Source organism: Streptomyces candidus (genome assembly GCF_014207445.1).
Lineage (GTDB): Bacteria > Actinomycetota > Actinomycetes > Streptomycetales > Streptomycetaceae > Streptomyces > Streptomyces candidus.
The window spans coordinates 396,288-408,218 of sequence record NZ_JACHEM010000002.1 but is presented as its reverse complement, the minus strand read 5'-3'; the positions used below and the strand labels follow the sequence as shown (position 1 = coordinate 408,218).

Sequence of the window (11,931 nt, the reverse complement as noted above, 5' to 3'; positions counted from 1 at the left end):
GGAGATGCCGCCGTCGTCAGCGCGGCTGCGCGGCGACCCGCGCGAGGCGCTGCGCCTCGTTGCGCGCGCTGCGGGCGATGGCGTCCTCGTCCACCGTGGTCAGGTGGCTGTCCTCGACCACGGGCAGGCCGTTGACGAGGGACAGGGTGACCGGGGCCGCCGCGCCGAAGACGATGGCGGTGACCGGGTCGGCGATGGTGGAGTGGCCGAGTCCGTCGACCTTCCACATCACCAGGTCCGCGAGTTTGCCGGCTTCGAGCGAGCCGATCTGGTCTGCGCGGCCCAGGACCTGGGCGCCTCCGAAGGTACCGAGGCGGAGCGCCTGGCGGGCGTTGAGGGCCCGCTCGCGGTGCTCGGTGTGGAGGCGGTTGATGAGGAGCGCGTTGCGCAGCTCGGTGTGGAGTTCGCCGGACTCGTTGGACGCGGTGCCGTCGACGCCGAGGCCGACCGGGACGCCGGCCTTGAGCATGTCGGGGACGCGGGCGATGCCTGCGGCGAGGCGGGCGTTGGAGGAGGGGCAGTGGGCGACGCCGGTGCCGGTGCGGGCGAAGGCGGCGATGTCGGAGTCGTTCATGTGGACGCAGTGGGCCATCCACACGTCGGCGCCGAGCCAGCCCGTCGACTCGAAGTAGTCGGTGGGTCCCATGCCGAACAGCTCGCGGCAGAACTTCTCCTCCTCCACCGTCTCGCTGCCGTGGGTGTGCAGTCTGACCCCCTTGCGGCGGGCCAACTCCGCTCCCTGGCGCATGAGTTCGGTGGAGACGGAGAACGGCGAGCACGGTGCGACGGCGATCTGGGTCATGGAGTCGAAGGACGCGTCGTGGTGCGCGTCGACGGTCGCCTCGGTGGCGGCGAGCGCGCCGTCGAGGGTCTCGACCGCGAAGTCCGGCGGGAGGCCCCCGTCGGATTCGCCGCGGTCCATGGAACCGCGGGCGAGGGTGAACCGTACGCCCATGTCCCTCGCCGCGCCGATGATCGCCGAGGAGAGGTCGCCGGAGCCCTCGGGGAAGACGTAGTGGTGGTCCATGGCGGTGGTGACGCCGCCTCGGGCCATCATCGCCAGGGACCCCTGGGCCGCCGCCGTCACCATCTGCTCGTCGATCCGCGCCCAGGTCGGGTACAGCGCGACGAGCCAGTCGAAGAGGTTGTGGTCGGTGGCCAGGCCCCGGGTGATCCACTGGTAGAAGTGGTGGTGCGTGTTGATCAGGCCGGGAGTGACGAGGTGCCCCGTGCCGTCGATGCGGCGGACCACGTTCTCCAGACCTGCGGGTGCCGTGCCCGCGCCGATGGACTCGATCCGGTTGCCCGCGACGACGACGTGACCGGACGCGTATTCCGTGTCCTGGGCGTCGACGGTCGCGATCGCGCAGTTCTCGATGACGATGCGTGAGACGTCTGGCGAAGCTTGTGCTGCCGGTGCTGCCATGGGGCTGCTTCCTTTACCTCTGTCCGTATCGGGCACGGCAGGACCCTAGGAGGATTTGAGTGCCGCGGCGGTGGCAGGGATACGCCTGTCGCGGGTGCCGAGATGGTGGAAGAACAGGTTGAGCAGGACCGCGACCAGCGCGCCGGCGCTGATGCCGGAACCGAGGACGGTCTGCGCCCAGGCGGGGAAGTCCGCGTAGAAGGTGGGCGCGGCGAGCGGGATGATGCCCGCGCCGAGCGCCACCGCGACGAGGATGATGTTCGAGCTGTCGTCGAGTCCGGCCTCGGAGAGGGTACGGATGCCGCTCACCGCGATCGAGCCGAAGAGGACGATTCCCGCACCGCCCAGGACCGGCATCGGCACCATGGAGACGACCGCCCCCAGTACCGGGAACACCCCGAGGAAGAGCAGGGCCCCGCCGGCGACCGCGACGACGTACCGGCTGCGCACGCGCGTCAGTGTGACGACGCCGACGTTCTGTGCGAAGGCGCTGGTCGGGAAGCCGCCGAAGACCGGGCCCACGAGGGTCGCGATGCCGTCGGTACGCAGGCCCCTGGTGATCGTCCTTCCGTCGCAGTCGCGTTCGCAGATTTTGCCGAGCGCGAGCATTCCGGCCGAGGACTCGGTCATCAGGACGAGCATCACGATGCACAGCGAGAGGATCGCGGCGGGCTGGAACTCGGGGGCACCGAAGGCGAAGGGGGTGGGCAGCGCGGCGACCGGCGCGTCCTTGAGCCCGCTGAAGTCGGCCAGGCCGAAAGGGATCGCGGCGAGCGTGCCGATCAGCATGCCGAAGAGCAGGGCGACCTGTTTGACGAATCCCCTGCCGAACCGCTGGATGAGCAGGATCACGAGGAGCGTGAAGGCGGCGAGCGCGAGGTACTTCATGTCGCCGAAGTCGGCGGCCTCCTTGTCGCCGCCCTGCGCCCAGGCGACCGGGACCGGCATCAGGGTGACGCCGATCAGGGTGATGACCACACCGGTGACCAGCGGCGGGAAGAAGCGCAGCAGCCTGCCGAAGAAGGGACCGACAGCCAGGCAGAACACTCCGGCGACCATCACCGCGCCGTAGATGGCGGGGAGTTGACGGCCGGGGGCGCTGGTCTCCGCGATGGCGAGCATCGGGGCGATGCCCGCGGAGGAAGCGGCGTTGACGAAGGGGAGCCGGTTTCCGGCGAACTTCGTGAGGCCGATGGTCTGGAGGATCGTGGCGAGTCCGGCGATCAGCAGGCTCGCGGCGATCAGCCGGGTCATGCCGGCGGCGTCGAGACCGCAGGCCTGGCCGATGATGAGCGGAGGGGTGACGACGCCCGCGTACATGGCGGCGATGTGCTGGAGCGCGGCGGGGACGAGCCGCTTGGCGGGGAGCTTTTCGTCCACCGGGTGCACGGGGTCGAGCAGGTCGGCCGGCTGCGCCGGCGGCGAGGACTTCGCACGGGACGCTCCGGAGGACTTCCCGGACTTCTTCGCGGAGGGCTCCGCGGGGGACTTCTGGGTGGAACGCAGGCCTTCTGTTGCCGGCCCCTTTGCAGGCTGTGCCATGGGTGTTCGTTCCCTCCGGTCCGTCCGGGCCGTGCTTTACCGCCGTAAAGCACGGCCCGGACGCGACCGCGTCAGAGGTTGGTCATGTCGACCGGGATCTGCGGCTCGACTCCGTCCCGCAGGATGGTGGCCTCGATGAGGCCGTACGGGCGGTCGGCGGCGAAGTAGACCTCGTTGTCGTTCTTCAGACCGAACGGTTCGAGGTCGACCAGGAAGTGGTGATTGTTGGGCAGCGAGAAGCGGATCTCGTCGATCTCGCTCCGGCTGTTGATTACCCGGGCGCCCATTTGGTAGAGCGTCTGCTGGAGCGAGAGGGAGTACGTCTCGGCGAAGGCCTGCAGGATGTGCTTCCTGGCCTGCTCGTACGACTTCTCCCAGTTGGGCATCCGCTCGTCGTCGCTCGTCCAGCTGTAGCGCCAGGCCGCGGAGACGTCGGTGCACAGGATGCGGTCGTACGCCTCCTTGAGCGTCGTGTACTTGTCCTTGACGTAGCCCCAGAACTCCGAGTTGGTGGAGTTCATGACCGTGAGGTCCTTCAGGCCCGAGATGATCTCCCACTTCTCACCGTCGAAGGTGACCTGCGTGATGCGCAGTTCCTGGCCCTTGCGGGCGAAGGAGTGGTTGACCTCGTCGGACCCGATGAACTTGGAGTTGTTGTCCGAGGTCGCGATGCGCTCCCAGGCGAACTCCTCGATCCGGATCCGGGCGCGCTTGATCGGCTCCTGCGACGTCACGAAGTGGCGGGCGAGGTGGATGCCGAACTGCTCGGCGGACTCGATGCCGTACTCCTTGGCGAACGCGTACACCGTGTTCTTGGTGGTGTCCGTCGGCAGGACGTTGGCGTTCGAGCCGGAGTAGTGGACGTCCTCCATGTCGCCGGAGAGGGCGACGGAGACGTTCAGGTCCTTGATGTGGTGGGTGTCGCCGTCCCGCGTGATCTTGACGACGCGGTTTTCGGCTTTGCCGTACTGGTTCTGGCCGAGAATGGTGGGCATCGGTGCTAGCTCCCTCGGTATACGGAGTAGCCGAACGGGTTGAGCAGCAGCGGTACGTGGAAGTGTTCGCCCGGGACGACGGCGAAGGTGATCGCCACTTCCGGGAAGAACGCGCCGCTGTCCCTTACGCGGGGGGCGTCCTGCTGAGCCTCGGCTTCGGTCTTGCTCGTGTGTGCGCTCTGCTTGTTCGAGAAGTAGGTCTCGGTCTCGAAGTCGAGCCGGACGTGGGTCGTCCCTTCCGACAGGGCCGGGAGGTCCTTGCAGCGCCCGTCCGCGTCGGTCTTCGAACCGCCGAGCGTCACCCACTCGGCGTCGCCGCCGCTGCGGGCGGTGAGCGTGATGGCGACGCCCTCGGCGGGGCGGCCGACGCTGGTGTCCAGGATGTGGGTGGACACCGAGGCGGTGGTTGCGGTGCTCATCAGTGCTTCTCTTCCTGTTCCACGGGTGACTCCACGAGACGGGTCAGCCGGATACGGTTGATCTTGCCCAGTTCGGTGCGGACGATCTCCCGCTCCGCCTCGGGCGAGTTCTCGATCCGGGTACGCACCGCGTCGCGCATCTGCTCACCGGTGGCGCCGGTGGCGCAGATCAGGAAGACGTGTCCGAACCGCTCCTGGTACGCCAGGTTCAGTTCGAGCATCTCGGCCTTGAGTTCCTCGGAGGCGCCGGCCATTCCGCGCTGCTCGCGGGAGGAGGTCGGGTCTCCGGGCTTCGGGCGGCCGATGGGCGGGTGTCCCGCCATCGCTTCGGAAAGGTCCTCGGCGGTGAGTTCCGCGAGGGCGGCGTCACTGGCGAGAAACAGTTCTTCCGCGTCTGCGTACGGGCGCTGGGCGACGAGCTTGCTCCCCCACGCCGAACTGGCACACACCTCGTGGAGCTCGGCGCGGGCCGCGCTCTCGGGGAGGGTGTTGAACCGGGAAAGGCCCGGTGTCTGGACCGAAGTCACGGGAACCTCCGTGGCCTTGTGCTGGACGGGCTGCGCATAGCTAACGCCCTGAACAACTGGACGTCAACAGTTTGTTGAAAGTTCGCGAAGACAAAAGCCGCCACCCGCTGGGTGCGGGCGACGGCAGGGCAAAATGATCGATCAAAAACGGGCGGCGCACCCCCGCGCGGCGGGCCGACTAGTCCCCCTTGGCGGTGTTTTCCCTGTTCAGGTAGTTGTAGACGGTGAAGCGGGACACGCCCAACGCGCCCGCCACGGTCTCCACACCGTGCCGCACGGAGAAGGCACCGCGTGCCTCCAGGGTCCGGACGACCGACTGTTTGGTCTTGCGGTCCAGCTCGGAAAGTGGCATTCCGTGCCCGCGTTCCAGCGCGGCCAGGATGTGGTCGAGGGAGTCCGAGAGCTGCGGCAGCCGTACGGCGACAACGTCCTCGCCCTCCCAGGCGAGCACCACGTCGTCGCGGCCGGCCCTGCCCGGCTCCATCAGCTCGGCGCCCATGGCGTCGACGAGCGGCTTGACCGCCGTGACCAACGGGTGGTCTCCGGGTTCCGTCACTTCTGCTCGCCCTCCCCGATCACATTGACCTGCAACGAGACCCGGGTCGCTCCGGCGGCGAGGGACTTGCGCAGCAACTCGTCCACCGCGGTGAGCACCGCGTCCGCACCGCCTTCCGCGGTGTTGCCGAAGGGGCCCACGTCGACGGCGTCCAGCTCGGCCGCCTGGATCACCTCACGGGCGGCCACCGCATGCGGCGGCGCCTCGTCGAGATCGAAGGGCTCGGTCGTGAACTCCACTCTCAATCGCACGCGCTCAACCTACTGGGCACAGGACGAATTGCGGGAGCCCCTCTTGACAAGTGCGGCGTCTCAACTGCAACCTTCCATCAGGCAGAAACAAACTTCCGCGATACGGAAGGAGGCCGAACACCTCATGGGCTATTCGGACCACCGCTTCGATGTGAACCTCTCGATCCTCTTCACGGAACTCCCGCTCCTGGAGCGGCCCGCGGCAGCTGCCGCGGCCGGCTTCACGGCGGTCGAGCTGTGGTGGCCCTGGATCGAGACCCCGACCCCGGGGCAGGCCGAGCTCGACGCCCTGAAGAAGGCGCTCGACGACGCCGGCACCCAGCTGGTCGGCCTCAACTTCTACGCCGGCCGGCTCCCGGGCCCCGACCGCGGCGCGCTCTCCGTCCCCGGTGAGGAGTCCGACCGCTTCCGCGCCAACATCGACGTCGCGGCGGACTTCGCCGCCTCGGTCGGCTGCAAGGCGCTCAACGCGCTCTACGGCAACCGCGTCGAGGGCGCCGACCCGCAGGTCCAGGACTCCCTGGCACTGGAGAACCTCGTACTGGCGGCCCGCGCGGCCGACCGGGTCGGGGCGATCCTGCTCATCGAGGCCCTGAACAAGCCGGAGTCGCCGCTCTACCCGCTGGTGAGCGCACCGTCCGCGATCGAGGTCGTCGACAAGGTCAACGCGGCGACGGGACTGGGCAACGCCAAGTTCCTGCTCGACCTGTACCACCTGTCGATGAACGGCGAGGACCTGAACCAGGTCATCGACGCCTACGCGGACAAAACCGGCCACGTGCAGATCGCCGACAACCCGGGCCGCGGTGCGCCGGGCAGCGGCGACCTGGACCTCACCGACCTGCTCGGCCGCCTGAAGAAGGCCGGTTACCGGGGCTGGGTCGGCCTGGAGTACAAGCCGGGCGACCGCCCGAGCGCCGAGGCCTTCGAGTGGCTGGCCAAGCCGCTCCGCGCCGGCAACTGAAACTTTTCGACACGGTTTTCTGAGAGAGGCAGCACCCTCATGAGCACGCTTCCCACGATCGGCTTCATCGGCCTCGGCATCATGGGCTCCCCCATGGCCGAGAACCTGCTGAAGGCCGGCTACGACGTCACCGGTTACACCCTGGAGCAGCCCAAGATCGACCGCCTGGTCGCCGCCGGCGGCAAGGGCGCGTCCTCGATCGCCGAGGCCGTACGGGACGCCGACGTCGTCATCACCATGGTGCCCGCGTCGCCCCAGGTCGAGGCCATCGCGTACGGCGAGGACGGCATCCTCGAGAACGCGAAGTCCGGCACTCTGCTGATCGACATGTCCTCGATCACCCCGCAGACCTCGGTGGATCTCGCGAAGGCCGCCAAGGACAAGGGGATCCGCGTACTGGACGCCCCGGTCTCCGGCGGCGAGGCGGGCGCGATCGAGGCCGTCCTGTCCATCATGGTCGGCGGCGAGCAGGCGGACTTCGACGCCGCCAAGCCGGTCCTGGAGGCTCTCGGCAAGACGATCGTGCTGTGCGGCCCGCATGGGTCCGGCCAGACGGTGAAGGCCGCCAACCAGCTCATCGTCGCGGTCAACATCCAGGCGTGCGCCGAGGCCGTGGTCTTCCTGGAGAAGTCCGGCGTGGACCTCAAGGCCGCGCTCGACGTCCTCAACGGCGGCCTGGCCGGCTCCACGGTCCTGACCCGCAAGAAGGACAACTTCCTCAACCGCGACTTCGCGCCGGGCTTCCGGATCGACCTGCACCACAAGGACATGGGCATCGTCACCGACGCCGCCCGCAACGTCGGTGCGGCACTGCCCGTCGGCGCGGTCGTCGCCCAGCTGGTCGCCTCGCTGCGCGCCCAGGGCGACGGCGGCCTGGACCACTCGGCCCTGCTGCGCGCGGTCGAGCGACTGTCCGGCTCGCAGGTCTGAGCCGACGGCTCGCCCCCTCGCCCGCACTCTCTCCGCCCCACCCTCAACGCCCTTCTCCACAGGGCCATTTGAACTCCGGGCTGCGGCGGCGCTGACACCTGTCCTGTCGCGCCCAGGCGCCGCCGCGGCCCGGGTCCCACCTCTGCTCGACCCGGTTCACCCGCTCCACCTTTAAATTCAACAAACTGTTGACGCCGCGTTCCCCGCGTACTTACGCTCCTCACGCCGCCAGCAGCTCCCGCAGGAAGGTCCCAAGGTCACCATGTCGAAGCGTGTGCTCACGACCGAGTCAGGCGCCCCGGTCGCCGACAACCAGAATTCCGCCTCCGCCGGTGTCGGTGGCCCGCTCCTCCTTCAGGACCAGCACCTGCTGGAGAAGCTCGCCCGGTTCAACCGCGAGCGCATCCCGGAGCGTGTCGTGCACGCCCGCGGTTCCGGCGCCTACGGCTACTTCGAGGTCACCGACGACGTCACCGGCTTCACCCGCGCGGCCTTCCTCAACGAGGTCGGCAAGCGGACCGAGACGTTCATCCGCTTCTCCACCGTCGCCGACAACCTCGGCGGCGCGGACGCGGTCCGCGACCCGCGGGGTTTCGCGCTGAAGTTCTACACCGAAGAGGGCAACTACGACCTCGTCGGGAACAACACCCCGGTGTTCTTCATCAAGGACCCGATCAAGTTCCCGGACTTCATCCACTCGCAGAAGCGCGACCCGTTCACGGGCAAGCAGGAGCCGGACAACGTCTGGGACTTCTGGGCGCACTCGCCCGAGGCGACGCACCAGATCACCTGGCTGATGGGCGACCGCGGCATCCCCGCCTCGTACCGTCACATGAACGGCTACGGCTCGCACACCTACCAGTGGACGAACGCCGAGGGCGAGGCCTTCTTCGTCAAGTACCACTTCAAGACGAACCAGGGCATCCGCTGCCTGTCCTCGGAGCAGGGCGCGGAGATCGCGGGCAAGGACGCCAACTCGCACCAGACGGACCTGCTCCAGGCCATCGAGCGCGGCGTGAACCCGTCCTGGACCCTGTACGTCCAGATCATGCCGGCGGCGGAAGCGGCCGGCTACCGCTTCAACCCGTTCGACGTGACGAAGGTGTGGCCGCACGCGGACTACCCGCTCCAGCGCGTGGGCCGCCTGGTCCTCGACCGGAACCCGGACAACGTCTTCGCCGAGGTCGAGCAGGCCGCGTTCTCCCCGAACAACTTCGTCCCGGGCATCACCGCCTCGCCGGACAAGATGCTCCAGGGCCGCATGTTCGCCTACGCCGACGCGCACCGCTACCGTCTGGGCGTCAACCACACCCAGCTGCCGGTGAACGCGCCGAAGAACGCGCCCGCCGACAACTACGGCCGGGACGGCTTCTACGCCACCCGCTACGGCTCGCGCCACGACAAGAACTACGAGCCCAACTCGTACGACGGTCCCACGCAGACGGACGCCCCGCTGGGCGCCCCTCGCGAGGTGTCCGGCTGGACGGGCACGTACACGTACGCCGAGCACGTCAAGGACGACCACTTCTTCCAGGCCGGCGAGCTCTACCGGCTGATGTCCTCCGACGAGCAGGCCCGCCTGGTCGCCAACATCGCCGGCGGCCTCTCGCAGGTCTCCCGCGACGACGTGGTCGAGAAGAACCTCGCCCACTTCCACGCCGCCGACCCCGAGTACGGCAAGCGCGTCGAGGAAGCGGTTCGCGAGCTGCGCGAGAACCAGTAACCCACAGACTGCGGGGGGTTCCTGACGGGAGGTCAGGGACTCGCCGCTGTCCGTGCCGGCGGCCCGAATGAGGGGTGGCCGTCGACGCGGACACGAACGAGGCCCGCGGTGGCGTGCGAGCCAGTGCGGTGGTCAAGGTTGACCGGGCCTTCTTTCTTGCCTGAGAGAAGGTGGGTCCGGCAGCTCATCGCCGCCACCGCGGCCTCATTCGCACCTCTCCTCCCTCCCTGCAAGGGCGTGGCACCCGGAACTCCTCCGTGTGCCACGCCCTTTGCGTTGTACGGGGACGTGCGTGGTGCGGAGGTGCGCGTACGGGTCCCACGCGAGCCCCTGTGGCCGTCGGATCCGCCCACCCTCCCCCACCCCCGTAGCCCAGCCCACTTGGGCGGCGGGGCCGCGCACCCTGGCCCCCACAACCGCAGCCCCTTGAGCGGCGGGACCGCCCGCCCCTCCCCCACCCTTGTAGCCCAGCCCCCTTGGGCGGCGGGGCCGCCCCCCGGGGGGCGGAACGGGCGGGCAAGGGGGCGGCCCCCCACCGGAGGTGCACCGTCCCGCCGTACGCCCCGCCACAGCCGTACCCGCACCCCCGCCCCACGCCGCCCCGCGTACGGCACCCCACGCCGCCCCCGCCCCACGCCGCCCCGCCACCCGTAGGAGGGAAGCGTGCTGGGGCCCGACGGGGACCCAGAGCATCCCCCCGCACACGCCAAGAAGGGGCCGGCACCGCCTCTCGGCGATACCGGCCCCTTCACTCGCCCCGCCGGGCGAATTCAACGTCCTGACGTCAGACCTTCAGCGCCCGCACCGCCGTCGGCGCGTGCCCCGCCTCCGTGGCCAGCTCCTCGAACTCGTTGATGGCGTCGATCTCGGCGCCCATCGAGATGTTGGTGACCCGCTCCAGGATCGCTTCCACGACCACCGGCACCCGGAACTCCGCGGCCAGCTTCTTCGCCTCCTCGAAGGCGGGCAGCAGCTGGTCCGGCTCGGTCACCCGGATCGCCTTGCAGCCCAGACCCTCGGCGACCTTGACGTGGTCGACGCCGTACACACCGAGTTCGGGCGAGTTGATGTTCTCGAACTCCAGGTTGACCTGGAAGTTGATGTCCAGGTTGCGCTGCGCCTGGCGGATCAGGCCCAGGTACGCGTTGTTCACCAGGACGTGCACGTACGGGATCTGGTGCTGCGCACCGACCGCCAGCTCCTCCAGCATGAACTGGAAGTCGTAGTCGCCGGACAGGGCGACCACCGGCGTCTCGGGATCGGCCGTGGCGACGCCGAGCGCCGCCGGGATGGTCCAGCCGAGCGGGCCGGCCTGGCCGCAGTTGATCCAGTGCCGGGGCCGGTAGACGTGCAGCATCTGCGCGCCCGCGATCTGCGAGAGGCCGATCGTGGTCACGTACCGGGTCTCCGGGCCGAACGCGCGGTTCATCTCCTCGTACACGCGCTGCGGCTTCATCGGCACGTTGTCGAAGTGCGTGCGCCGCTGGAGGGTGGCCTTGCGCTCCTGGGTGGACGCGGCCCACTCGCTGCGGTCGGGCAGCTTGCCGGCCGCCTTCAGCTCGCGCGCGACCTCCACGAACAGCGTCAGGGCCGCCTTCGCGTCGGAGGGGATGCCGAAGTCCGGCGCGAAGATCTTGCCGATCTGGGTCGGCTCGACGTCGACGTGGACGAACTTCCGCCCCTTGGTGTAGACGTCCAGGCCGCCGGTGTGACGGTTGGCCCAGCGGTTGCCGATGCCGAGGACGAAGTCGGACTCCAGGAAGTTCGCGTTGCCGTAGCGGTGCGAGGTCTGGAGGCCGACCATGCCGGCGTTCAGCTCGTGGTCGTCGCCGAGGATTCCCCAGCCCATGAGGGTGGGAACCACGGGCGTGCCCGTCAGCTCGGCGAACTCCACCAGCAGCTCGGAGGCGTCGGCGTTGATGACGCCGCCGCCCGCGACGATCAGCGGGCGCTGCGACTCGTTCAGCATCGAGAGGGCCTTCTCGATCTGCTTGCGGGTCGCGGCCGGCTTGTAGACCGGCAGCGGCTCGTACGTCTCCGGGTCGAACTCGATCTCGGTGAGCTGCACGTCGATCGGCAGGTCGATGAGGACCGGGCCGGGGCGGCCGGAGCGCATCAGGTGGAACGCCTCCTGGAAGACGCCCGGAACCTGTGCGGCCTCCAGCACGGTGGTCGCCTTCTTGGTGACCGGCTTGGCGATCGAGGAGATGTCGACGGCCTGGAAGTCCTCCTTGTGGATCACCGCGGTCGGCGCCTGGCCGGTGATGCACAGGATCGGGATCGAGTCGCCGATCGCGGAGTAGAGACCGGTGATCATGTCGGTGCCGGCCGGTCCTGACGTACCGATGCAGACGCCGATGTTGCCGGGCTGCGTACGGGTGTAGCCCTCGGCCATGTGCGAGGCGCCTTCGACGTGCCGGGCGAGGGTGTGCTTGATCCCGCCACCGGCTTCGAGGGCCTTGTAGAAGGGGTTGATCGCCGCGCCGGGCACGCCGAACGCGTGGCTGACGCCTTCGCGCTTGAGGATCTCAACAGCTGCTCGGGCAGCGGTCATACGGGGCATCGGGAACTCCTGCAGGCTTGTTTTCCATAATGCGG

11 protein-coding genes are annotated in these 11,931 nt (G+C 68.9%); 3 read left to right on the top strand and 8 right to left on the bottom strand.

Annotated features, from left to right (window positions below):
• Window positions 1-16 precede the first annotated feature (16 nt).
• The 7 genes from HNQ79_RS04785 to HNQ79_RS04755 form a co-directional block, all read right to left on the bottom strand.
• Window positions 17-1,426, bottom strand: a complete 1,410-nt coding sequence (locus HNQ79_RS04785; RefSeq protein ID WP_185027206.1) for an 8-oxoguanine deaminase — start codon at window positions 1,424-1,426, stop codon at window positions 17-19.
• Between the two features lie 45 nt (window positions 1,427-1,471).
• Entirely contained in the window at window positions 1,472-2,968 is a 1,497-nt protein-coding gene (locus HNQ79_RS04780) for a nucleobase:cation symporter-2 family protein (RefSeq protein WP_260421497.1), read from the bottom strand.
• Between the two features lie 71 nt (window positions 2,969-3,039).
• On the bottom strand, window positions 3,040-3,963 hold the full coding sequence (pucL, locus tag HNQ79_RS04775; RefSeq protein WP_185027204.1) for a factor-independent urate hydroxylase: 924 nt from the start codon (window positions 3,961-3,963) through the stop codon (window positions 3,040-3,042).
• Window positions 3,964-3,968: 5 nt separating this feature from the next.
• Entirely contained in the window at window positions 3,969-4,382 is a 414-nt protein-coding gene (gene uraH, locus HNQ79_RS04770) for a hydroxyisourate hydrolase (protein ID WP_185027202.1), read from the bottom strand.
• Window positions 4,382-4,909, bottom strand: coding sequence for a 2-oxo-4-hydroxy-4-carboxy-5-ureidoimidazoline decarboxylase (gene uraD / locus HNQ79_RS04765; RefSeq protein WP_185027200.1), 528 nt, complete (start codon window positions 4,907-4,909; stop codon window positions 4,382-4,384). The genes uraH and uraD overlap by 1 nt, the downstream gene beginning before the upstream one ends.
• Window positions 4,910-5,087: 178 nt before the next feature.
• Window positions 5,088-5,465, bottom strand: a complete 378-nt coding sequence (locus tag HNQ79_RS04760) for a helix-turn-helix domain-containing protein (protein WP_229923203.1) — start codon at window positions 5,463-5,465, stop codon at window positions 5,088-5,090.
• Window positions 5,462-5,716: a YkoF family thiamine-binding protein gene (locus HNQ79_RS04755; protein ID WP_185027198.1), complete on the bottom strand. Its 255-nt coding sequence runs from the start codon at window positions 5,714-5,716 to the stop codon at window positions 5,462-5,464. Before HNQ79_RS04755 ends, HNQ79_RS04760 begins: the two co-directional genes overlap by 4 nt.
• 124 nt (window positions 5,717-5,840) lie before the next feature.
• Between HNQ79_RS04755 and HNQ79_RS04750 the strand changes: the two genes are divergently transcribed.
• The 3 genes from HNQ79_RS04750 to HNQ79_RS04740 all read left to right on the top strand — a co-directional run bounded on the left by HNQ79_RS04750 (window position 5,841) and on the right by HNQ79_RS04740 (window position 9,333).
• Window positions 5,841-6,680, top strand: coding sequence for a TIM barrel protein (locus HNQ79_RS04750; protein ID WP_185027196.1), 840 nt, complete (start codon window positions 5,841-5,843; stop codon window positions 6,678-6,680).
• 39 nt (window positions 6,681-6,719) lie between these two features.
• Entirely contained in the window at window positions 6,720-7,610 is an 891-nt protein-coding gene (locus HNQ79_RS04745; RefSeq protein ID WP_185027194.1) for a 2-hydroxy-3-oxopropionate reductase, read from the top strand.
• 262 nt (window positions 7,611-7,872) lie between these two features.
• Complete coding sequence (locus tag HNQ79_RS04740; RefSeq protein WP_185027192.1) at window positions 7,873-9,333, top strand: catalase; 1,461 nt, start codon at window positions 7,873-7,875, stop codon at window positions 9,331-9,333.
• A gap of 784 nt (window positions 9,334-10,117) precedes the next feature.
• On the opposite strand, the gene gcl is transcribed toward HNQ79_RS04740, so the two are convergent.
• Window positions 10,118-11,896 (bottom strand): glyoxylate carboligase, encoded by a 1,779-nt coding sequence (gcl, locus tag HNQ79_RS04735; RefSeq protein ID WP_185027190.1) that lies wholly within the window; start codon window positions 11,894-11,896, stop codon window positions 10,118-10,120.
• Window positions 11,897-11,931 lie beyond the last annotated feature (35 nt).

Excerpts from the sequence above, each read along its gene's own strand:
- HNQ79_RS04780 (WP_260421497.1), bottom strand. The coding sequence starts at position 2,968 with ATGGCACAGCCTGCAAAGGGGCCGGCAACAGAAGGCCTGCGTTCCACC.
- gcl (WP_185027190.1), bottom strand. The coding sequence starts at position 11,896 with ATGCCCCGTATGACCGCTGCCCGAGCAGCTGTTGAGATCCTCAAGCGC.
- HNQ79_RS04750 (WP_185027196.1), top strand. The coding sequence starts at position 5,841 with ATGGGCTATTCGGACCACCGCTTCGATGTGAACCTCTCGATCCTCTTC.
- HNQ79_RS04740 (WP_185027192.1), top strand. The coding sequence starts at position 7,873 with ATGTCGAAGCGTGTGCTCACGACCGAGTCAGGCGCCCCGGTCGCCGAC.
- pucL (WP_185027204.1), bottom strand. The coding sequence starts at position 3,963 with ATGCCCACCATTCTCGGCCAGAACCAGTACGGCAAAGCCGAAAACCGC.
- uraH (WP_185027202.1), bottom strand. The coding sequence starts at position 4,382 with ATGAGCACCGCAACCACCGCCTCGGTGTCCACCCACATCCTGGACACC.
- HNQ79_RS04745 (WP_185027194.1), top strand. The coding sequence starts at position 6,720 with ATGAGCACGCTTCCCACGATCGGCTTCATCGGCCTCGGCATCATGGGC.
- HNQ79_RS04785 (WP_185027206.1), bottom strand. The coding sequence starts at position 1,426 with ATGGCAGCACCGGCAGCACAAGCTTCGCCAGACGTCTCACGCATCGTC.